Annotated in this window: 17 protein-coding genes and 1 pseudogene; 14 read left to right on the top strand and 4 right to left on the bottom strand. The window is 62.6% G+C overall.

Features of this window, described 5'->3' with window-relative positions; all coding sequences use genetic code 11:
• Positions 1–346: 346 nt before the first annotated feature.
• Entirely contained in the window at positions 347–724 is a 378-nt protein-coding gene (locus HWX39_RS35070; RefSeq protein WP_175972075.1) for a DUF3592 domain-containing protein, read from the top strand.
• 24 nt (positions 725–748) lie between these two features.
• A complete protein-coding gene (locus tag HWX39_RS35065; protein WP_048025840.1) occupies positions 749–1,321 on the top strand; it encodes a hypothetical protein in 573 nt (190 codons plus the stop codon).
• Between the two features lies 1 nt (position 1,322).
• On the opposite strand, the gene tssF is transcribed toward HWX39_RS35065, so the two are convergent.
• On the bottom strand, positions 1,323–3,200 hold the full coding sequence (gene tssF / locus HWX39_RS35060; RefSeq protein ID WP_175972074.1) for a type VI secretion system baseplate subunit TssF: 1,878 nt from the start codon (positions 3,198–3,200) through the stop codon (positions 1,323–1,325).
• 140 nt (positions 3,201–3,340) lie between these two features.
• Here tssF and tssI point away from each other — a divergent pair, with 140 nt between their 5' ends.
• The 6 genes and pseudogenes from tssI to HWX39_RS35030 all read left to right on the top strand — a co-directional run.
• A complete protein-coding gene (gene tssI / locus HWX39_RS35055) occupies positions 3,341–5,452 on the top strand; it encodes a type VI secretion system tip protein VgrG (RefSeq protein WP_175972073.1) in 2,112 nt (703 codons plus the stop codon).
• A gap of 11 nt (positions 5,453–5,463) precedes the next feature.
• Positions 5,464–6,807, top strand: a complete 1,344-nt coding sequence (locus tag HWX39_RS35050) for a DUF2169 domain-containing protein (RefSeq protein WP_175972072.1) — start codon at positions 5,464–5,466, stop codon at positions 6,805–6,807.
• Positions 6,800–8,599, top strand: a complete 1,800-nt coding sequence (locus HWX39_RS35045) for a PAAR-like domain-containing protein (RefSeq protein ID WP_175972071.1) — start codon at positions 6,800–6,802, stop codon at positions 8,597–8,599. Before HWX39_RS35050 ends, HWX39_RS35045 begins: the two co-directional genes overlap by 8 nt.
• A gap of 35 nt (positions 8,600–8,634) precedes the next feature.
• Positions 8,635–9,126 carry an SMI1/KNR4 family protein gene (locus tag HWX39_RS35040; RefSeq protein ID WP_175972070.1) on the top strand — a complete coding sequence of 164 codons (492 nt, stop codon included), beginning with the start codon at positions 8,635–8,637 and terminating at the stop codon, positions 9,124–9,126.
• Positions 9,127–9,157: 31 nt separating this feature from the next.
• Positions 9,158–9,517 carry a hypothetical protein gene (locus HWX39_RS35035; protein WP_175972069.1) on the top strand — a complete coding sequence of 120 codons (360 nt, stop codon included), beginning with the start codon at positions 9,158–9,160 and terminating at the stop codon, positions 9,515–9,517.
• A gap of 236 nt (positions 9,518–9,753) precedes the next feature.
• Positions 9,754–10,998 (top strand): annotated as a pseudogene (locus HWX39_RS35030) (IS256 family transposase); the annotation flags it as partial.
• A 131-nt stretch (positions 10,999–11,129) separates the two neighbouring features.
• Here the strand turns inward: HWX39_RS35030 and glmS are convergent.
• From glmS to HWX39_RS35015, 3 genes are all read right to left on the bottom strand, one after another.
• A complete protein-coding gene (gene glmS / locus HWX39_RS35025; RefSeq protein ID WP_175972068.1) occupies positions 11,130–12,947 on the bottom strand; it encodes a glutamine--fructose-6-phosphate transaminase (isomerizing) in 1,818 nt (605 codons plus the stop codon).
• 48 nt (positions 12,948–12,995) lie between these two features.
• A complete protein-coding gene (locus tag HWX39_RS35020; RefSeq protein ID WP_175972067.1) occupies positions 12,996–14,084 on the bottom strand; it encodes a hypothetical protein in 1,089 nt (362 codons plus the stop codon).
• A 441-nt stretch (positions 14,085–14,525) separates the two neighbouring features.
• A complete protein-coding gene (locus HWX39_RS35015) occupies positions 14,526–14,711 on the bottom strand; it encodes a hypothetical protein (RefSeq protein WP_175972066.1) in 186 nt (61 codons plus the stop codon).
• Between the two features lie 700 nt (positions 14,712–15,411).
• Between HWX39_RS35015 and wecB the strand changes: the two genes are divergently transcribed.
• From wecB to HWX39_RS34985, 6 genes are all read left to right on the top strand, one after another.
• Positions 15,412–16,629: a UDP-N-acetylglucosamine 2-epimerase (non-hydrolyzing) gene (gene wecB, locus HWX39_RS35010; RefSeq protein WP_175972065.1), complete on the top strand. Its 1,218-nt coding sequence runs from the start codon at positions 15,412–15,414 to the stop codon at positions 16,627–16,629.
• Positions 16,626–16,766, top strand: coding sequence for a hypothetical protein (locus tag HWX39_RS35005; RefSeq protein WP_175972064.1), 141 nt, complete (start codon positions 16,626–16,628; stop codon positions 16,764–16,766). The genes wecB and HWX39_RS35005 overlap by 4 nt, the downstream gene beginning before the upstream one ends.
• A 570-nt stretch (positions 16,767–17,336) precedes the next feature.
• Positions 17,337–17,798 carry a (2Fe-2S)-binding protein gene (locus HWX39_RS35000; protein WP_175972063.1) on the top strand — a complete coding sequence of 154 codons (462 nt, stop codon included), beginning with the start codon at positions 17,337–17,339 and terminating at the stop codon, positions 17,796–17,798.
• The gene (locus HWX39_RS34995; RefSeq protein WP_175972062.1) at positions 17,795–20,119 is read left to right on the top strand and encodes a molybdopterin cofactor-binding domain-containing protein; all 2,325 of its coding nucleotides are present in this window, start codon (positions 17,795–17,797) and stop codon (positions 20,117–20,119) included. The genes HWX39_RS35000 and HWX39_RS34995 overlap by 4 nt, the downstream gene beginning before the upstream one ends.
• Before the next feature lie 68 nt (positions 20,120–20,187).
• Positions 20,188–20,955 carry a class II aldolase/adducin family protein gene (locus HWX39_RS34990; RefSeq protein ID WP_175972061.1) on the top strand — a complete coding sequence of 256 codons (768 nt, stop codon included), beginning with the start codon at positions 20,188–20,190 and terminating at the stop codon, positions 20,953–20,955.
• A gap of 107 nt (positions 20,956–21,062) precedes the next feature.
• Positions 21,063–22,892, top strand: a complete 1,830-nt coding sequence (locus tag HWX39_RS34985; protein ID WP_175972060.1) for an acyl-CoA dehydrogenase — start codon at positions 21,063–21,065, stop codon at positions 22,890–22,892.
• The last annotated feature ends 120 nt before the right edge of the window (positions 22,893–23,012 follow it).

Here is a 23,012-nt window from a genome sequence, read left to right as displayed (position 1 = left end):
GAGTCGGCCTCACAGGGCTCTCGGTGAAGTGCCGCCTGCCGAATACGTCCGTCAGTTGGGCCTGCAGGCCCAACTGACGGACCAACAGAACGCCGAAGACTAACATTGCCTTTGGCACTGAAAACCGGGACCGTTCATTTTAACCTCAGACTCTAACTGCAGTTCGGACTAAAACCGGGGGCAGGTCACCAAGACCATTCTCAAGCGCCGCCACTTGCCGACCAAGGTCTGATAGCTCACCAGGCGGACAGTCTGGCGTCCAGGTGAGGATGTTTTAGAATTTGGCAGGCTGATACGATCAGCATGGAGCACCCGAATAATTGTAAGGAATGTAAACGAGGGCGTCATGTTTAAGGGCATCAGTGCCATTGTGATTGGGGTGGGCCTTCTTGTCGCTGCTGCAATCAGTGCACAGTCGACTAGAGAGTTTCTTCGAACGTCGATTGTGGTACCGGGCCTCGTCGTTAAGCTCAATGCTGGCGGGTACCATCCCGAGATTCAATTCACCACCAAGACGGGACAGCAAATTTCGTATCCGCAAGGCGGGATTGTCACGAAGGTGGAGCTCGGTCAGCGAGTCGAGGTGCGATACCAAGCCGACGATCCTGATGGCAGCGCAACGATGAATGTCTTCGCCGCGATCTGGGATTCAACGATTGTTTTTGCCTTCATGGGTGCGGTTGCGATCGTGTGCGGAATAATGAATCTGCCGCCACGGACATAACGAAAAGCAGAAGAGAGAGGGCGTATGTCGTATCTTCGGAAGAGCAAGTGGAAATATGACACTGGCGCGGGCGGTGGGGTGAGCGTTGACATCGTAGTTGCGACGGGTGGAAATATCGTTCTCACTGATCCTCAGAAGCATTCGCAAAGCTTCTACTACGGTGGTGTGGGTATTGGTTACGGTTGGGGCGCGAAGATTCCGAAAATCAAGTTGCCGAGATTCACAATTCCCGAGTTGAAATTGCCGAGTTTCGGTAGCCACGACGCAAGTGCGGCTGGTTCGACGTATGATTTCCCGAGTCATGGAACCGTTTACATGACAAGTGCGTTTAAGGGTAGCGAGCTTACGCGATCGGATTTACAAGGCGGAACCGTCTATCTTGATGGCTACGGCGGGGCAGTTGTCGCGCAGGGGGGGACCGTCATGCTGTTGGGCATCAATCCAGCATTGCTCGCGTTGGGCCTGACGAGCCCAGCCATGTCGATGATTCTGGCAGAGGCCATTGCGGATGCTCCGGCGCTGCTCTTCATGCACGGTCTAACGGCTGGCTTTCAGGCCGGTTTTGGTGGCGGAATTCTGGCTGGGTATCTCCACTGACCTATACCAGCGGTCGTGTCCCTGGGCGTGGAGCGCACCGCAAAAGCTCCTTGCCGCTCTCAGCCGATAACACGACGAGTTGGACGTAGCTGTTTGACTGAGCGTACGGGCCGAAGAGCCGGTCCATGACAGCCGAGAACCGATGCAGGCTGACATCTCGTGTCGCAGCCTCGGAGAACGAAAGCAGGATCTCCACACCGCGGACAAATGACGGGAAGTGATCGTCGAGAGACATCCACCTGATCGCCGGTTTGTAGTCGAGGGATACGATCGCGTCGATGCAACGTTGGGCAACCACGCTGGAACGCGGGGCATGGAAACGGAGAAACTCCTTCAGCGCGGGTAGTCCGGTCCGCGTCAGGTCGAGCGGATGTGGCGCCAGTGCCGACAGGACGCGCCAAAGTGCACCGCCACGCGGCAAGGCAGCCGGCAAGGTGGGGCGGGAGAGCAGCATGATCGGGCACGCCAATGCCGAACCCTCGTACAGAAGATCGCTATCCGGGGCACCGATCGGCAACCGGGACGGCATTGCTCCGTTGGTTGCCAGGACATCGACATCGACCTGAGGGTGTCGCGGATGAGCGGTTTGACCCTTTAAGTCGACCAACGCCAGTTGCGATTTCGCCAGCGCGCCGTCCGGCATGGCTTCCGGATCGCGGTAGGCCAGCCAATAGATGGCGGACGAATCCGTGGGCCGCGCGTGACTGAATGCACGATACGGCCACACCTGCGTGCGCGGTGCCGCGTGTGAAGCGATGGCGGCCTTGTGTTCGTCCGACTTCGTACGCTCGCCCAGATACACGGCTTCAACCGAGTAGACGCTCAGAGGAATGCCGGTTGCCAACGGGGTCGGCGTGATCGGATAGGTGGCATCACTACTGGTTAGCTGGATAGGTGTCGCCGCGCGTTCGAACAGGTTGACGACCGGCGTGCAAAACAATCGGAACGTGCTGATGTTCAGCGTTGCCAGGATCTGAGCGGCGCCGGAATCATGGGCGGTGCCTTGCACGGCGACGTGAAGCGTCAGTCGTCGAGCTGCTTCGGCGCGCGCGGCGCGACGCATTCGACCCAGGTCGATGTCGACGAAATCAAACTTCTCCGGGAAGGCAAAATACTCGATCAGATGCCGGAACGATTGTGCGCTCGTGTCGTCTTCGTTCGGCAACAATCGCTCGCCATCGGCAAAGCCGGCCGGCTCAATGGGGACTTTCGACAGGCGGGTCCAGCGTCCGCTTTCGTCCACCTCCAGGTAGGCGGCCGATGCACGAAGCAATAGCGTATCGGAAAGCGCGGCGACGACCGGCCGCTCTCCGGACAGATGTACCCGTACTGGGGCGGACGGAATGGCGTCGTCAAATGCTTGCGACGCGGATTCGCTTGTAAAGGTAATCGAAATGATCCCCGTCACTTCTGCCGGGATACGCGCCGCTGCTGGCGCAAGCGTCGCTGGCGAATAGCGTGCCGAGTGAATACGCAATGGCGACAACGTGACGTCGTAGACGGTACGGAAGCGGCACGGTGCAGCATTGGCGTCCAGCATCGTGCCGCGGGCTATCGTCAGCGGTTCGGTAAGCTGACCGAACAGAACCGATGGGTCGAACGAGGCAACCGCGCATGACGGGACCGTGCGCAGATACTGAGGATAGGCAATTTCGAGAAGGGCCTCGGTGAATTGCGGGTAATCGTCATCAAGCTTCGCATCGACACGAGCGGCTAGGAGCGCGAACGTCTGTACCATCCGGTCGACGTGCGGATCTTCGACGTGACCGCCAGACATGCCGAGGCGTGCTGCAATCTTCGGAAAGCGTCGAGCAAAGTCCGCAAGACTGTGTGCAAGCAGTCCGACTTCACGTTCGTAATGTGACAGCAAGTGGTCCATTCGCTGCAAATATTCAACAGTCCGCGATAATCGGTCCCCGTTTTACGGAGCCAACATCTAGTCCAAATGGCGCGCAGCCATATTAAAATGGCCGCGCCGACAAAAAACTGCCCCTCCGCTGAGAGATTCCGAGGCTACATATGCAAATGTCCGAAATTGCGAGCTTCTTTCAGCTCCAGAGCAATCGCCTGTTTACGATTGAAACGCCATTGAAAGGTCGATCGGATCTCGTGCTCGTCGATTTCCATTGTACCGAGGGGTTATCTCAGAATTTCGAGATGCATGTCCGACTCGCGTCGCAGGACAAGAATATCGAGCTGAAGAAGTTGATCGGCCAACCTGTGACAATTACATTGCAGTTGACCGATGCGCTCGCCAGTTCGGAAGAGCGTTACTTCCACGGATACGTTGCAGCGTTTTCGCATCTGGATACCGATGGCGGCTTTGCGATGTATAGCGCAACGATCCTGCCGTGGCTCTGGATGCTCTCTCGCCGGCAGGACATTCGGATCTTTCAGGAAGAGAATACAGAGGCGATTCTTTCGCGCGTGTTTCGCGAGTACGGCAAGCTCGCATCGTTCGAGTTCCGGCTCTCGAAGGGAACGCAGAATCGCAGCTATTGCACGCAGTACCGTGAGACGGATCTTGCTTTCGTCGAGCGACTGATGCGAGAGGATGGCCTGTTCTATTACTTCGAGCACGCGAAGGATGGGCACAAGCTGATCATTGCCGATAACTCGGTGACCGCGAAGCCGATCGACGGGCGCAGTCCATCGCTGCAATACAACCAGGGCGAGGCGATGGACAATCTTGCCGTCATCACGTCATTTCAAGCGCAGCGTCAGCTTGCACCGGACACGGTCGGACTGAAAACTTTCGACTACAAGATTCCCCATGCCCGGCGATTCGTGTCGGGTGGAACGGACGTCAATCAAGGCGACGTACCGTCCTACGAGATCTACGACTACCTCGGCGAGCATGGTTTTGCCGACAGCGATCGCGGTGAAGAGCTCACGCGCTTCCGGACGGAAGCGCTGGCTGCACACAGCAAGACGTTCGTCGGGGTGACGACTGGTCGGCGGATGATGCCGTGCCGATACTTCGAACTGGACGACCACTACGATCACGCCAGTACCAAACAGGAAGACCGGCAATTCTTGTTGCTGACCGTCTCGCACACTGGCACGAACAACTATGAGCCCGGTGAAGCGACTTCGGCGTACTCATGCAGCTTCACCTGCATTCGCAAGAAAATTCCGTATCGTCCGGCGTTCGAGGGCGAGCGTCCGACGATCGTCGGGCCGCAGACGGCAATCGTCGTGGGTCCGAAAGGTGAGGAGATTTATACGGATAGTCTCGGCCGGGTGAAGGTGCAGTTCCACTGGGATCGTCTCGGCAAACGCGACCAAGGCAGCTCCTGCTGGGTGCGCGTGAGCCAGCCGTGGGCAGGCAGCGGTTTCGGGATGATTCAGATTCCGCGAATCGGGGATGAGGTGGTCGTGAGTTTCCTGGACGGAAATCCGGACCGTCCCCTGGTGACGTCGCGCGTTTACAACTCGCAGAACATGCCGCCGTGGGCATTGCCTGCCAACGCGACACAGAGCGGGATTCTGACGCGTTCGACGAAGACCGGTAACGTCAATACGGCCAATGCGATTCGCTTCGAGGATAAGAAGGGTCAGGAAGAGGTCTGGATTCACGCCGAGAAGGATCAGCGCATCGAGGTCGAGCACGACGAGTCGCACTGGGTCGGCAACGATCGAACCAAGAATATCGACCACGACGAAACGGTGCATGTGAAGCACGACCGGACCGAAACAGTCGATAACAACGAGACGATTCACATTGGCGTGGATAGGACGGAAACCGTAGGTAATAACGAAACGCTGACGGTCGGTGGTAACCGGAACGAAACGATTGAAGGGATGGAAAACCTGTTGATCGCATTGACGTCCACAGAGACGGTTGGGCTCGCAAAAGCCTTGACGGTCGGCGGTGCGTATACGGTCACGGTTGCCGGCGCGATCAACACGGCCGCCGGCCTCGCGAGTGCCGAAGAGGTCGGTTTGTCGAAAACCACAATGGTCGGCAAGACGTACACGATAACAGCCGGCGACCGTATCGAGCTCAAGACCGGTAGCTCGGTGCTCATCATGGAGAGCAACGGACACATCACGCTGCGCGGCACGCAACTGCTAATCGAGGGCTCGGGGCCGGTGCAGATCAACGGCAAGGATGTTGACGTCAACTGACGGGAGCGGCGATGGAGTTCTCCAATCACACGCCTTTCCCGGCATTGGCGTTCGAGTCGTTTGCACCGGACGGCGCGTCGTTCCATACCGTTGTATTGCGCCAGACTTTTGAGCTGCGCAATGGCTCGTTGGTGTTGGCGCAGGAGCAGAAGCCGCTCGCAACGTCGGACCGCTTCCACGGCGAGCCGAATCAGTCCAGCGTGGCCGAGGAAAGCGATCTTGCGCCGTATAAGCCGCTTTGCGATGTACTGATCAACGGGACGGCGTACGCCCCGCAGGGGCGACCGGTGCCACGCTTCGCGGCGGGCGTCCGGATTGTGTCAGCGCCCATGCGATCCGACGACGACGCGGGTGTGCCGACGACGAAAGTCCTGCTGGATCGCAGGCTGTCCGTGACTGGCCCAAGGTACTTTGCTCGACGATCGATGCTTGGTCGAAGCATGAATCGGCTCGTGAAGATTGCCTCGCTCGGCATCGTGCGTCCCGTCGACTGGTGGCTGACGCTACCCGAACCGATCGCCGCGCTGCCCCTTCGCTACGAACACGCGTGGGGTGGGCAGTGTCGGATCGACGCGCAGGATCCGGCAGCGAAACGGGTGCCGAAGGCATCTCGGCTCGATGAGAAACAGCAGGCCGCACATCCCGATCAAGACAGGGTTCCGGTGGCGCATACGGCGTGCGAAGACAATCCTGTCGGTCTGGGATTTGCCGAGCGTTGGTTTCTTACTGCGACGAAGCTGCAAAAAGTCGCTGCACCGCAGATCGAAGCCAGCAGTGAACCCATCTCGATACACGCATGGCTCGCATCTTCGAATGGGCAGGCGCATCCGTCGCTGCATCCGGCTGGCTTCGGTATCGTCGGGAAAGCGTGGCGATCGAGACGTGAGCTTGCTGGTACCTATGATGACCAGTGGCTTGCTGAGCGCCATCCGGGCTTGCCAGACGATTTTCAGTTCAGGTACTGGAACGGCGCGCATCAGCTGATGCAGGTGCCACACCTGAAGGGTAACGAGACGGTCGTGCTGACGAATCTTGTTCCCGCCGGCACGCCCGGATTGATCGTCGATGAGCGTGGCAATACGATCCTGCGCATCGCCTTGCCAGGACATCTACCGATGGGATGGGTCTACACCGACCAGTCGCTCAAGTTCGCGCCGCTGCTGCTCGATACGCTGTCCGTCGACGTATCGGATGCTGCGAAGCCCGTGGTGACGTTGGTGTGGCGTGCGACGCTGATGAAGTCCGTGCGTACGCAGCGCTTCGAGGCAAGGTTTGTCGACCGTGCTGAACTGGAGCGGCTTGCCGCAGGTTCGCCGGCAACTTCGATCGGATCGACGGGAGCGCAACATGGCTGAACCGTTGGAGATTACAGTTACCGGCGACGCAGGCGATGTTTTCCGTGAGCACTTCAACATCCAGAGTGTCGAGCAGGCTCGTGATGCGGTGAAGAATCTGGATGCGCTATGGAACACACCGAATCCGTGGAGCGACCGTCCGGACCTGCGGGATATATTTGACGAGGCGGGGAAGTCAGTTCAAAGGCGCTTTGAAACTGGCGTCTATAAGCCGCAGGATAAGGCGCAACCGTCCGATCATTTCTCCACGGGCAATCGGATTGCGTCGAGACAGGACGGTAGCTTCAAGGCCGTCAGTAGCACGCCTGATGTCTGCAAGACGCCGATGGGCAGTTCGACGCCGCCGGTGCCCTATCAGGTCATCTCGGATCTGAGCGGGTCATCGGGAATCGTGCCGAGTGTGCGATTCAACGGAAAGCCGGCATACGTGCTCGATCAGAGTGTGGTCCCGACATGCACGGGAGACGAGGCGGGCTCAGCCGATGGGGTGGGCTCCGGTACGGTGGGAGGAGAGACCAAGCCGACGAAGGGAAGCACGACGGTTCGCGCGGGCGGCCATCCGGTTATTCGTGATGGCGATCCGTGCACGATGAATTCCGGCAACTGTACCGGTACCTACGTAACCGCGCCCGCGCCGGGAAGTTCAGTGGATGCGAGCGGGAACGTCGTGGGGGATGCCAATCCGCCACCCGAGAAGGGCGTCATGCATCAGGTTGGCGGGTTCTTCAAGGGGGCCGGCGGTGCGGTGTGGGACATGGCGAAGGGCTTGGGCGGGCTGGCGGTCGGAGCGGCCAAGTTATCGCCAGTGTCGCAGGTTGCTGAGGGTCTGTCTGATCTGACAGGGTTATACGACTACCACGGGTACTCGCAGACGCTGGACTCTGCCGGAAAGACGGCGCAGGCGATCTACGACCATCCGGGGGCGATCGTCGACGGCATCACCAAGCCCTACATGGAGGCGTGGGGGCAGGGCAACTACGGCGAGGCGCTTGGGCGCGGCGCAGTCGACATCGGTGGGTTGTTTGTCGGCGGTGTCGGTGCTGCTGGCAAAGTCGGCGAAGTGGGGAATGTCGCAGGCAAGGTTGGCGAGGCGGCTAACGTTGCCGGTAAGATTGGTGAGACTGCGAACGTGGCCGGAAAAGTGGGCGAAGCCACGAATGCAGCGGGCAAGATGGGGGAGACAGCTGACGCGGCAGGCGCAGCCGGTCGAACGGGAGACGCTGCGAACGCCGCAAAAGCGGTGGACACTGCGGGTGAGTCGCAATTGGGCCGAGGAGCCGTTGGCGACGATGCGACAACAGCAGGTACGAAGGCGGCGGGTGATGCTGCGGGTACCAAAGCTCCCGTTGTCCCCAAGAGCGAATTCGATAAGCTGGCAGATATTTCCGGAGATGGGATTCGTGTCAAGCCTTCGGGAGGAGCCTGGAAGTATCCGCCAAACTGGAATAGCTGGATCAAGAAGGGAGGGAAAATTGTCACCCACGAAGATGGATCGGTGACATATATCCGCAAGGATGGCGTGCAGGTCACTTACAACAAAGAAGGATTTCCCGATTTCTCGCCGCATGCTACCGAGTCGGTCAAGATTGACGATATGCAGTTCAACCACACGAGCGACTTCAGAAAGGCCAACGAGAAGATAGGACTGACAGGAAGCGATCCGCCCGATGGATTTACGTGGCACCATGTGGAAGATGGCAAGACCATGCAATTGGTGCCACAATCAATTCACAATGTTGCCGAAGGTGGCTTTCCTCATGCCGGGGGGGTGTCTGTTGGCGGTGGTGGGTAGGATCCACAGAACTGAATATTTGATGGTGAAGGCAAATGAGAGAGTTGACATATTCAACACAAAACCATTCGTCAGTGCGGTACGACGGTGCTGCCGACGATGCGATTGATTCGTTTTTTTCATCGCACGACTTGATGTGTCCGGCAGACTACAAGGTTTTCTTGAAACGGTATAACGGCGGTTGCTTCAACGAGGGCTATCTTCAGGACACCCCGTTGGGCCCATTGTTGGTTTCTTATTTTTCTACTCTTGCCTCCAGCAAAAACCGGCATATTCCTACGCAGATGGAAAACCTGGATGAATATATTCCGGCTGGCTTCGTGCCTATTGCTGATGATCCAGGTGGAAACTTATATCTGTTGGATTGTGATCGAAATTCTGATCGAAATGGGAGGGTGTATTTTTGGAATCATGAGGGTGCCGAGCCGGCAGAGGATCCCACATTAAGCAATTTCAAAAATATAACGCTGCTCTTTGATTCATTCTCCCAGTTCTTGGATGCATTGAAAAGTAAAGATTTAGCTTGATAGGGTGGATTGTGTTTTTTAAGGAATGAAGATGGACTATCCTCTATCCGGTGATGCGGAGGCTGCCGCAGCATCTCTACTCAATGCTTCCCCGCAGCCGAGGAAGATCGGGGCGAAAACGGTCAATGCGATTGAACGGGCTGACGGTGCGGTAACGGCTTTTTCCGAGAACGGAAAAGTGTATTCTGTTCGCATAAAGAGTCCATTTTCGGGTGATGTTCGTGGAATCAAGATCGGTTACACGAAAGACGCGGTCATTCGTGTATTGGGGAAGCCGGATAGGTTGTGGCCGGTTCATGACGGTATCGATCGTTGGTTTTATGATGCGAAGGCCTTCATGAGAGTGGATTTTAATCCGGATAGTGATCTGGTTGAATTTATATATGTTTGAGTGATCAGAGTTGGAAGATAAATTTGGGTCGTTGAAATGTATGTGCAAGGAAAGGGGTAAGATGGCTTGATCGGTGAAATGAAAAGCCACAATGCCGAGGCGCCGGCAGTCACGGTGAACTGAAAGGCGTCATTCAGTCAATTTCTACGCGCAGTAACAGGCCGTTGAAATACCCATCGAGAGCCTATCCGAACTTTTGTGTGCGAGGCATAAACTGACGGCCAAGGAGCCACGTTATGCCACGCAAACGTAAGGAAGAAGCGACAGTAGAACCGGGCAAGGGCTTGAACCTGGACCCGGAACTCATCAAGCAACTGGTACCCGGAACGCTGGACCGGGCCACGATCAACGAGCAACTCGCGGCGCTCAAGAAGGCGATCTTCGAGCGCGCCCTGGGCGGCGAACTGACCCACCACCTCGGCTACGAGAAGGGTGAAGCCAAGCCGGCGGGCGGCACGAACCATCGCAACGGCACCAGCCGCAAGCGCATCGCGACCGACGACGATCTGCTCGAGGTCGAGATTCCGCGCGACCGCGAAGGGACGTTCGATCCGGTGCTAATTGCCAAGGGCGAACGACGCTTTACCGGCTTCGACGACAAGATCATCGCGATGTACGCGCGCGGCATGAGCTTGCGGGAGATTCAGGGCTTCCTGCTGGAGATGTACGGCATCGAGGTGTCGCCGGACTTCATCAGTACCGTCACTGACGCGGTGATCGACGAAGTGCGCGAGTGGCAACAGCGACCGCTCGAGCCGATGTACCCGGTCGTGTTCTTCGACGCCTTGCGCGTCAAGATCCGCGACGAAGGCGTGGTGCGCAACAAGGCGATCTACCTGGCGCTGGGCGTGCGCCGCGACGGCACGCGTGACGTGCTGGGCCTCTGGATCGAGCAGACCGAGGGCGCCAAGTTCTGGCTGCGGGTGGTCAACGACCTGAAGCTGCGTGACGTGCGGGACATTCTGATCGTCGTGGTCGACGGGCTGAAGGGCTTCCCCGAAGCGATCAACTCCGTGTTCCCGGAAACGACGGTTCAAACCTGCATCGTGCGTCTGATCCGCAACTCGCTGGACTTTGCGAGCTGGAAAGACCGGAAGTCGGTCGCGGCAGCGCTCAAAGAGGTCTATCGGGCACCAACGGCCGAGGCGGCTGCCGTGGCGCTGGACGCGTTCGACGCCGGCTCGTGGGGCGCGAAGTACCCACCGATCGCCACACTCTGGCGGTGAACCTGGGAGCAGGTGATTCCGTTCTACGTGTTTGCGGCGGATATCCGGAAGATCATTTACACCACGAACGCCATTGAGTCGCTGCACATGCAGCGGCGGAAGATCATCAAGGCGCGCGGCCACTTCCCGTCGGACGAGTCCGCGCTCAAGCTGATCTGGCTGGCGCTGCGCGACGTCGTTGCCAAGTGGACCGGCTCCCGGCACGATTGGAAGAGCGCGATGGCGCAGTTTGCGCTGCTTTACCCGGAGCGATTCAGCATCGGAAACCGAGATTTAACCCGCTTCACACACGAAATTCCGGATACCACCCGTCTGAGTCGTGTAGGGCGGGCCAGCTACATCCCTCGAAAACCTTCACCAGTCCGCCCCGGTTTAAGCAACCCCCCTCACTCCACCGTCACCGATTTCGCCAGATTCCTCGGCTTGTCGATATCCGCGCCGCGCAAACACGCCGCGTGATACGCGAGCAACTGCAACGGCACGACGTGCAGGATCGGCGACAACAGCCCGTAGTAATCCGGCATCCGCAGCACCGACACGCCTTCGCTGTTGTCGATCCGCGTATCGGCATCGGCGAACACGTAAAGCTGCCCACCGCGCGCGCGCACTTCCTGCATGTTCGACTTCAGTTTCTCGAGCAGCGCATCGTTCGGCGCGATCGTCGCGACGGGCATCGTGTGAGTCACGAGCGCGAGCGGTCCGTGCTTCAGCTCACCCGCGGGATACGCCTCCGCGTGGATATACGAAATCTCCTTCAGCTTCAGCGCACCTTCAAGCGCGATCGGGTAGTGCAGCCCGCGCCCGAGAAACAGCGCATTCTCGTGCTGCGAGAATTCCGCCGCCCAGCGTTCGATCTGCGGTTCGAGCCCGAGCACATCCTCGAGCGCGCCAGGAAGACGCCGCAACTGCATCGTGTAGCGCGCGAGCTGCGCATCGTCGACGTAGCCGCGCAGTCGGCCGAGCGTGACGGCGAGAATGAACAGCGCGACGAGCTGCGTCGTGAACGCCTTGGTCGACGCGACACCGATTTCCGGGCCGGCCCGAGTCAGGAAGCGCAGGCCGGTCTGCCGCATCATCGCGCTGGTCGGCACGTTGCAGATCGCCAGCGTGTCGATATGGCCGAGCGCCTGCGCATACTTGAGCGCGGCGAGCGTGTCGGCGGTCTCGCCGGATTGCGACACGCTCACTACCAGCGTGTTCGGCATCGCGAGCGCGTCGCTGTAACGGTATTCGCTCGCGATCTCGACCTGCGCGGGCACGCGCGCAATCGTTTCGAGCCAGCGGCGTGCGGTCAGGCCGGAATAGTGACTCGTGCCGCACGCGAGAATCAGCACGTTGTCGATCTGCTCGAACGCCCGCGCGGCGTCCGGGCCGAATACGGCCGGATCGAACAGCCCCGCATCCGGGATGGTCGCGGCCACGGCCTGCGGCTGCTCGAAAATCTCCTTCTGCATGAAATGCCGGTACGGCCCGAGTTCGACCGCGGCCTGCGCGGAGGAAATGGTTTGTACCGCGCGCTCGACCGGTGCGCCGCCACGATCGAGTACGCGCACGCCGCCCGGCGTCAATTCGACGATGTCGCCTTCCTCGAGAAAGATGAAGCGGTCGGTGATGCCGGCGAGCGCGAGCGCGTCGGAGGCGAGAAAGCATTCGCCGTCCTTCACGCCGACGACGAGCGGTGAGCCGGCCTTTGCGCCGATCAACCGTTGTGGCTCGTGCTTGCTGAACACGGCGATCGCGTAAGCGCCGTGAAGCTGTGAAGTCGCTGCGCGTACGGCGGCGAGCAGGTCGCCGCGGTACTTGCTGTGGATCAGGTGCGCGACGACCTCGGTGTCGGTCTGGCCATCGAATTCGTAGTGCGCGTCGGAAAGTTGCTTGCGCAGCGTTTCGTGGTTCTCAATGATGCCGTTGTGCACGAGCGCGATTTCATCGCGCGAGAAAATCGGATGGGCATTGCAGGTTGCCGGTGCGCCGTGCGTCGCCCAGCGCGTGTGCGCGATGCCGGTGCTGCCGGTCAGGCCGGCGGTGCGTACGTGCGCATCGAGATCGGCGACGCGCGACACGCTGCGTTCGCGACGCGCCTGGCCGTTCACGACCGTCGCCACGCCGCATGAGTCGTAGCCGCGATATTCGAGACGACGCAAACCTTCAATCAGAATCGGGACGATGTCCCGTTGCGCGACCGCGCCGACGATGCCACACATGACACGTCACCTCCCTGTTAGTCATCATGAGCCGCACGCACCGTTGTGTCAGCGCGATGCGGTTGCCGTTGCCGCCGCCGTCGTGAATCCGCATCGAGCGGGTATGACGGGGGCGGCCATCCGGCTTTCGAATGCCAGATAAAGCGACTCCTCCAGTACGTTCCAGTGTGCGCCGTGCCGATATGGGCCCGACCGTGCTTTCCAGCAGGCAACCGTGCCCCAATCGTTCATCTTGAGCGCGACCAGCGCGATCAAGCTCCACGGATAGTCCGTGTCGGCGAGTTGCGGCCAGCTCTTGCCGTACTTTCGCATCCACTGCGCATAGATCGTCTCGCTGGATTGTTCGGGAACCTGAATACCGGACAGGAGCGGGAGGATCTGCGCGATCTTCGCCGGATAGAAACTCGTATCGCTGACCTGCTGCGTGCTGGCGCGAAAGCCGGATTCGGCGCCGCGCCAGAAGACCTTCAGGATCGCGGATGCCAGCCGGTCGGCGCGCTGGCTCCACGGTCCCGCATGCGTGTAGTCGGCGCGTCTGACGTAGTACGCCGCGAGGGCCTGGAACGCGCTGTGTACTTCGACGTTGTCCATCAGCAATGCGACGTGCAGCGACGACGAGACCTGGTAGACGCCGGAGGGCTTGTCGAGCAGCGTGTCCAGGTGCACGCCAGCGCGGTTCAGGCTGAGTTCCCACGCGGCTGGCAAGCCGTCGGGCGGCGCGAAGCGGGCGAGCAGTTCGATCCAGGTCGCCGTCATCGCGTCGTCGGTTTCCGCGCTGGCACATGCGCGGTAGCGGTCGTTCTTCGCGCAGTAGCGATCGAAGCTGCCATCCGGGCGCTGGCGCGGCAGCAACCAAGCGATCCACGCGAGTGCAGCCTGACGGGCGTCGAGTTGCGCGTCGGACGCGGCGAGCAGCGCCTTCGCCGCGAAATACGGGTCGATGCCGACGCCGTTCAGGCGCACGGTGATCGCACCGTCGGCGCGTTGGTACAGGCCGTTGAGGCGGAGTTCGGCGGCGCTCGCGTGCAGCGCGAAACCGCACGCAGCGATGCAGCAGGCGACGTGCCACCGGCGACACAGCGCGACGGTGGCCGCGACGCGCGAGCGTACGGTCGGGCAAAGCGCGGGCCGGTTCATGGTCTTGGGCTCCTGCGCGGCGGTCCTGTGCAATTGTCGCCGGGCGCGGCGTTGGCCGCGTCGCACCCGGCGAGCGTGTCGACGTTGCGGCTCGGTTCACGGTGGCGCGGGTGAACCCGAGGCTGGTAACGATATTGGCGTTCACGGGCCGGTTCTTGACTGCGGAGCCGGAACCAGGCTCGTGGATCGCGCGTACTTCAACAGGGCACGTCGGCACGCTCGGTGCGCAGGAGCGCTTGTCTTGCGCTCCAGGCGGACGCGTCGCGTTACCTTCCGGCTGCGGTGCCCGGGCGGCCCCGTTCGTCCGCTGTCGGACGAGTGCTTCGGGGCACCCCTGACTGTCATTAAGCAAGGCATGAGCCATCGGCCGCGATGCCGCGCGCAGCAAGGGGCGGGGCGGAGGGCGGGCGCGTGGCGCGAACGAACGCGGTGAATTTTGATTCATCGAAGAATCAGCGTGCGCGCAGGCCGAATGCCCGTACACGATTGGCGTCGCTGCCCGCACGCGTCGTGCATCGAGCGAATTGTCTGCCGAACCGGTGCCGCCTTGGCAGCACGACTCTGCGCGGTGATGTGCACCGCGTCGTTCGTTGCGAGTGCATCGGCCTGAATGCCGATGCGTTCCATGAGGGCGTGTGCGTTGCATGGGCCGGACTCCGATGCAACAGCCCCGTTCCGCACCTGCGTTACACATTCGCAACATTTCCCGCCCCGTCGATTCGTGCGACGTGAATGAAGTTGCGTGGCGGGTTAAGCCCTCGTGCATGACCGTGGCCACGCGCTCGACCGCACCGCCGGCTGCACAGACAAAAGTGGCTGATCAAGGACGCGCAACGCGCGTCGACAGATGCGGGAGATCCGATGCGCGATGGACGCTCGACATGCGTTGGGGATTCGTCGGACGACGTCGTCGAAGAGATCGTGCGGCTGTCCCGATGTTTGCCTGTGTCGCGCTTGACCGGCGCTGCGACACGCGTAGCAGTTGTGAAACATTCCGTCGCGCACCGCGTGTGCGCGGTGCATGCAGTGCGAACCGGACACGGTCACGGGGGCGGCTGGTTTGAATATTGCTGTAGAGGAAGAAGCGTGACGAAAAGACGTGACGCGTGGCCAAGCGAGGAACGACTCATGACGTGATTGACCAAGCGTAACAGGACGCCGGTAGTACGACGATTCGCGTGGCGCAGACCGCGCGAACCGGGCGGCGCGCTCGCTCCGCGACACCGCAACGTGTCGATCGCGTGCGAGTACGGGAGGCGCCGCCTGAATACATGATTCGCGCAACGAGGAGGGTCATTCGGCGCGAAATGGCTCAACGAGGATAACGATGAAAAAGATATTGCTTGTGTTCGGGACTCGGCCGGAGGCCATCAAGATGGCACCGCTGGTGCGTGCATTGAAGGCACAAGCGGATGTCGACGCCAGGGTATGCGTGACCGCGCAGCACCGTGAAATGCTCGATCAGGTGCTGACGCTGTTCGACATCAAGCCCGATTACGATCTCAACGTGATGCGCCAAAGTCAGACGCTGACCGACGTGACGACCGGCATTCTTCAGGCAATCGGCATCGTCTTCGACGAATTGCGTCCGGACGTCGTGCTGGTTCACGGCGATACGACGACCACGCTCGCGGTCAGTCTCGCGGCGTTCTACCGTTATTTGCCGGTCGGGCACGTGGAGGCCGGCTTGCGTAGCGGTGACATCTGGTCGCCCTGGCCGGAGGAGTTGAACCGCCGCGTGACCGACGCGGTGTCGTCGTGGCATTTCGCGCCGACCGGGCAGGCACGCGACAACCTGCTCAGCGAGGGCGTACCGGGCGGGGCGGTCGTGCTGACCGGCAATACCGTGATCGATGCGCTGCACGAGGTCAAGCGCATGCTGGACTCCACTGCGGCGCTGTCGGAGAAGGTCGCAGGACAGTTTCCGTTTCTCGAGCCGTCGCGGCGCGTGGTGCTGATCACCGGGCATCGTCGCGAAAGTTTCGGCGAGCCGTTCCAGAATTTCTGCGACGCGCTCTGCACGCTCGCGAACCGCTATCCCGATGCGCAGTTCGTCTATCCGCTGCACATGAATCCGAACGTGCGGGAGCCGGCGCGTGCACGGCTCGGCCACGTGCCGAACATCTATCTGATCGAGCCGCAAGAATACCTGTCGTTCGTATTCCTGATGTCGCGCGCGCATTTCATCATCACCGATTCCGGCGGCATTCAGGAGGAAGGGCCGGCGCTGGGCAAGCCGGTTCTGGTGACGCGCGAGACGACGGAGCGGCCGGAAGCGATCCAGGCCGGTACCGCACGGCTCGTCGGCACCGATCAGGAGCGGATCGTGTGGGAGGCGTCGCGGCTGTTCGACAGCGAGAGCGCGTACGGGGAAATGGCGCGCGCGAGCAATCCATACGGAGACGGTCACGCGAGCGAGAGGATCGTGCATGCGCTGATGCGTAATCCGGGGGTGCCCACGAAGGCGACGAGCTTTTCGATGGGGGCGTCGGAGATGCCGTTCAACGCGCTCACGCTGGGGTTGCAGGCGTTGAGATCGCCGTGAGCGTGGCGGGGCACCCGCATGCCGTGCAAGCGGGATGCCCGGCGCTCGATTCGCACGGCGACCTGACGCATGCCACGTTCACGCTCGATCGCGTCAACGACCACAAGAAGGCCGGTGTGGACGCGATCCCGATGTAACGAAGCACTGCGGCGAACCGTCGGCGCGTTGGTGCGCGGCAGCGTCGCGCCGTCATCGCTCGCCGGGACCGGCGCACCGGTCGGTTCCACTCGCGTGACAGACGTCATGCGTCATCGATTCCCTTTCGACCTCTCCCCGGTTTGCCTCGCCCGTGCCGATATGCACCGGCGGCGCAAAACTGCCGCACATCAGGTAGAGTTGGTGCCCGGGCCATTCCGCATACGATTCCGGTTCCCCTGAGCCATGTCGAAGCCGCCGGGGCCGAACCTGGCACGCAGGCGCCGCGATCCGGGTCGCCGTTTCTGGCAGTCCCGACATGATCGCGTTGCCTGAATGACGGTTTGCATGGAGCAGAATCCGGGCTGGTGCGTGTCCGCTATCGATCCGGATCGCATGCCCGATAGCCTCCCCAGCCAGCCGCACCGATAACCACGCATTGACCGCTGGTTCTGCCGGCGGAGCAGTCGACAAGACGGCACGGGCCGGCGCGGCAGAACGCACCCGCTGCCGTTCGAATCCCCACCCGGCACCCGTGGTGCGACGCGGGCGCCTCGACCAGGAGGTGAACGATGATCACGCTGACCGTCAGCGGTAGCGAGCAGCACTTCGACGGTAATCCCGATATGCCGTTGCTCTGGTATCTGCGCGATGTCCTCGGCCATACCGGCACCAAGTTCGGCTGCGGCATGGCGCTGTGCGGCGCATGCACCGTGCACCTCGACGGCGTTGCGATCCGGTCGTGCATCACGCCGGTCGCGGCGGCTTCCGGCAAGCGCGTGACGACGATCGAGGGGCTGTCGACGGCCCTCGATCATCCGCTGCAGCAGGCCTGGCAGGAACTGAACGTCGCGCAGTGCGGCTACTGCCAGTCCGGGCAGATCATGCAGGCCGCGTCGCTGCTGAAAACGAATCCTCATCCGACCGACGCCGACATCGACGATGCGATGTCCGGGAACATCTGCCGCTGCGGCACCTACACGCGCATTCGCGCGGCGATCCGCCTGGCCGTTCGCCGCGGAGGTGCCGCGTGAGTGCGTCCGAACTCTCCGTCCATAACGAAAGCCGCCGGGCGCTGCTGCTCGGCTTCGCATCCGGCGGGCTGCTGCTCGCGTTCGGCGTGCCGTCGCTCGCGCGCGCAGCCGTGGCGGTGCAGCCGCCCGTCAGCGCGAATCCGCAGTATGGCGGCGCGGGGATGCCGCACGGGTTGCGCGACGATCCGCACCTGTTCGTCGCGATCGCGCCGGACGGCACGGTCACCGTGACCTGTATCCGCTCCGAGATGGGCCAGGGCGTGCGCACGAGCGTCGCGCTCGTGGTGGCGGACGAGCTGGGCGCGGACTGGGCGCGCGTGAAGGTCGCGCAGGCCGTCGGCGACGAGCCGCGCTATGGCAACCAGAACACCGACGGATCGCGCAGCCTGCGCCAGAGCTTCGCCGCGCTGCGCCGCGCGGGCGCGGCTGCGCGCACGATGCTCGAACAGGCGGCTGCCGCGGTGTGGGGCGTCGATACGCGTCAGGTCAAGGCGATGGTGCATGAGGTCGTCGACACGAAGAGCGGGCGCACGCTCGGCTTCGGCGAACTGGCGGCGAAAGCGGCCGCGCTGCCGGCGCCGGATCTGGCAACGGTGGTGCTGAAGGCGCCGGCCGAATTCCGCTATATCGGCAAGGGCGAAACGGCGCTGATCGACGGGCGCGACATCGTCGGCGGTCGCGCGCACTACGGGATCGACACGCGGCTCGACGGCATGCTGTATGCAGTCGTCGCGCGACCGCCGGCCTATGGTGACACCGTTGCGTCGTTCGACGCATCGGCAGCGGAGCAGCTGCCGGGCGTGGTCAAGGTCGTGCCGCTCGCGCCGACACCGCTGCCGTCCGGCTTCCAGCCGCTCGGCGGCGTGGCCGTCGTCGCCCGCGATACGTGGACGGCGATCCAGGCGCGCGCGCGACTGAAGATCGACTGGAAGCGCGGGCCCCACGCGAACTACGATTCGGCCGAGTATCGCAAGACGCTCGAAGCGGCTGCCGCGCAACCCGGCGACGTGATCCGCAACGACGGCGACGCGGCGGCAGCGCTGGCCGGCGCCGCGAAGCGCGTGCGTGCAACGTACTACGTCCCGCATCTAGCGCACGCGACGATGGAGCCGCCCGCGGCCGTCGCGCGCGTGGCCGACGGCCGCTGCGAAGTGTGGACCTCCACGCAGGCGCCCCAGACCACGCGCGACGAGGTCGCGAAAGCGCTCGGGTTGCCGACGGAGCGCGTGACGGTCAACGTGACGCTGCTCGGCGGCGGTTTCGGCCGCAAGTCGAAGCCCGACTACGTGGTGGAGGCGGCGCTGCTGTCGAAGGCGGCCGGCGCGCCCGTCAAGCTGACGTTCACACGCGAGGACGACATCGCGCACGACTATTTCCACGCGGTGTCGCTCGAGGCGTTCGATGGCGGGATCGATGCGTCGGGGAACGTGGTCGCGTGGCAGCATCGCACGGTCGCGCCGTCGATCCAGTCAACGTTCCGGGCCGGCGTCGTACACGAGCAGCCGGGCGAGCTCGCGCAGGGAATTGCCGACCTGCCGTTCGCGATTCCGAACGTGCGGATCGAGAATCCGGCCGCGCAAGCGCATACGCGAATCGGCTGGTTCCGTTCGGTCTACAACATCCCGCATGCGTTCGGCATCCAGAGCTTCGTGTCGGAGCTGGCGCATGCGGCCGGTCGCGACCCGAAGGATTTCCTGCTCGAACTGATTGGTCCCGCGCGGCGATTCGAACCGCACATCACGGTGAAGAACGTGAACTACGGCGAGGACCCGGCGCTGTATCCGGTCGATACCGGGCGGCTACGGCGCGTGGTCGAGACGGTCGCGCGCGGAGCAGGCTGGGGGCGCGCGCTGCCGAAGGGGCACGGGCTCGGGATCGCCGCGCATCGCAGCTTCGCGTCGTACACGGCGGCGGTGTGCGAGGTGCAGGTCGATGACGATGGCAAGATCACGGTGCCGCGAGTCGACATCGCGATCGACTGCGGGCCGCAGGTCAATCCGGAGCGGGTACGCTCGCAGCTCGAGGGCGCGGTGGTGATGGGGCTCGGGATCGCGCTGCACGGGGAGATCACGTTCAAGGACGGCCATCCGGAGCAGAACAACTTCAACGGCTTCCAGGTGCTGAGAATGAACGAAGCGCCGCGCGAAATTCGTGTGCATCTCGTCGCGCCGGACGATTTTGCGACGCCGCTCGGCGGCGTGGGCGAGCCGGGCCTGCCGCCCGTTGCGCCGGCGCTGACCAATGCGATCTTCGCGGCGACCGGCACGCGCATCCGCAGCCTGCCGGTCGCCGATCAGCTCGCGAAGCCCCGGGCGGGGTGACACCATCCCCAGGCCGGGCCGCATCGTGCGGCCCGGTACGCATCCATCCTTGAACAAGGAGTGTCGACGTGGCCTCATCCGATGTCAGCGTGAAGCAGGCGGTTTCCCCCACCGAATGGGATGCGCGAGTCAACCTGGCGGCGGCGTATCGGCTCACCGCGCTGTTCGGCTGGGACGATCTCATGTTCACCCATATTTCCGCGCGCGTACCCGGCCCGGAGCACCACTTCCTGATCAACCCGTACGGCATGATGTTCGACGAGATCACGGCATCGTCGCTGGTCAAGGTGGATCTCGACGGACGCAAGGTGTCCGAATCACCCTACGAGATCAACCCGGCCGGCTTCACCATCCACAGCGCGGTGCATGCGGCCCGCGACGACGCGCTGTGCGTGATGCATACGCATTCGATCAACGGCGTCGCCGTGTCGGCGCAGGAAGGCGGCTTGCTGCCGCTGTCGCAGCAGTCGCTTGGCGTGCTGGCGTCGCTCGGTTATCACGACTACGAGGGCATTGCGCTCAACGAGGGCGAGAAGGCGCGCCTCGTGCACGACCTCGGCGCCAACACGAACCTGATGTTGCGCAACCATGGCCTGCTGACCGTTGGCGCGACGCCGGCAGACGCGTTCGTCGCGATGTACTTCTTCGAAGCGGCCTGCATGATCCAGGTTCGTGCGCAGGCGGGCGGCTCGGCGCTGTTGCCGATCGCGCAACCGATTCTCGACGGCATCAAGCAGCAGATCGCCGCGGTCACGCGCGGGATGGGCGCCGGGGCGCTCGTCTGGCCCGGCTTGCTGCGCCGGCTGGATCGGCACAATCCCGGTTACGCGAGCTAGCGCATCCGGCGTTGTCGTTTTAGAACGACCGTGCTAAATTCCCGGCAGCACCTGCAGTCACGGAACCCTTCATTCGGCTGACGAAGCCGGCCCCGGGAGGCAGCACGATGAGCTTGTTGATGTCGCGACGCGATCTCGCGTTCCTGCTGTATGACTGGCTCGACGCGGAAGCGCTCGTCGCGCTGCCGCATTACGCCGAGCACAGTCGCGAGACGTTCGACGCGGTGCTCGACACCAGCGAGCGGATCGCCGAAGACCTGTTCGCGCCGCATGCGGCGCGTGGCGATCGCGAGGAACCGCAGTTCGACGGCGAGCGCGTGACGCTGATCCCGGACGTCGAACCGGCCGTGCGCGCCTTTGCGGACGCCGGGCTGATCGCCGCGGGCCATGACGAAGCGCTCGGCGGCATGCGCTTGCCGAAGCTGGTCGAAGCCGCGTCGTTCCTGTACTTCCAGGCCGCGAACATCGCGACGGCCGCCTATCCGTTCCTGACCGTCGCCAACGCGAACCTGCTCGTCGCGCACGGCAGCCCCGCGCAGATCGACGCGTTCGCGCGCCCGGAACTGGAAGGGCGCTACCTCGGCACCATGTGCTTGTCCGAGCCGCAAGCCGGTTCGTCGCTGTCCGACATCGTGACGCGTGCGGATTTCGAGGGCGATTCGCCGCTCGGCCCGCGCTACCGGCTGACCGGCAACAAGATGTGGATCTCGGCCGGCGAGCACGAACTGGGGGAGAACATCGTTCACCTCGTGCTCGCGAAGATTCCCGACGAACATGGCCGGCTGCTGCCCGGCACGAGCGGCATCTCGCTGTTCATCGTGCCCAAGTACCTGCCGGGCAGCGACGGCGCGTCGCCGGGCGAGCACAACGACGTGGTGCTCGCCGGCCTGAACCACAAGATGGGCTACCGTGGCACCACCAACTGCCTGCTGAACTTCGGCGAAGGCACTCGCTACCGCCCGGAAGGGCGCGCAGGTGCGATCGGCTATCTGGTCGGCCAGCCGAACCACGGTCTGGCGTACATGTTCCACATGATGAACGAGGCGCGCATCGGTGTTGGCGCGGGCGCGGTGGCGCTCGGCTACACGGGTTACCTGCACGCGCTCGACTACGCGCGCAACCGGCCGCAAGGGCGCCCGCTCGGGCCGGCGGGCAAGGATGCCGCCGCGCCGCAGGCGCCGATCGTCGAGCATCCGGACGTGCGGCGCATGCTGCTCGCGCAGAAGGCGTATGTCGAAGGCGGTCTCGCGCTGATCCTGTACTGCGCGAAGCTAGTCGATGAAGCATGCGCGCACGACGACGCGGCCGTGCGCGCCGATGCCGCGCGCCTGCTCGACATCCTGACGCCGATCGCGAAAAGCTGGCCGTCGCAGTGGTGTCTTGCGGCGAACGACCTCGCGATCCAGGTGCACGGCGGCTATGGCTACACGCGCGATTACGCGGTCGAGCGGCTCTATCGCGACAATCGGCTCAACCCGATTCACGAAGGCACGCACGGGATCCAGGCGCTCGACCTGCTGGGCCGCAAGGTCGCGCAGGACGACGGCGCATTGCTGCGCGCACTGGATGCGCGGATCGGCGCGACCATCGAACGTGCGCGCACGCTTGATGCCGGCCTGCGCGAGCAGGCCGACGCGCTGGCGCGGCGCTGGGCGCGGCTGGTCGAGGTCACGCGGCAACTCGGCGCGATCGACGATACGCAGGCGCGGCTCGCGAATGCGAGCGTCTATCTGGAAGCGTTCGGCCATCTCGTCGTCGCGTGGCTGTGGCTCGACGTGACGCTCGCCGCGCACGGGCAGGCCGACGATTTCCACGACGGCAAGCGTGCGGCCGCCCGTTATTTCTTCAATTGGGAATTGCCGAAAGTGGATGCGCAGCTCGATCTGCTCGCGAGCGTCGACACGACGACGCTCGACATGCGCGACGCGTGGTTCTGATCATTGCATCATCGACATTCCGGAATGCAGACGATATCGCGGATGCCGATTCCGTCGGTTGTCGCGTATGCGTCGTGAACCGGCCGTGCGGGCGTGCCCCGCAGGCTGACCCAGTGCGCG

The sequence above is a fragment of the Burkholderia sp. BCC0322 genome (genome assembly GCF_902833045.1).
In the GTDB taxonomy this organism is placed as follows: domain Bacteria; phylum Pseudomonadota; class Gammaproteobacteria; order Burkholderiales; family Burkholderiaceae; genus Burkholderia.
The sequence above is the reverse complement of the archived record's forward strand: the minus strand, read 5'-3'. Positions and strand labels throughout refer to the sequence as shown.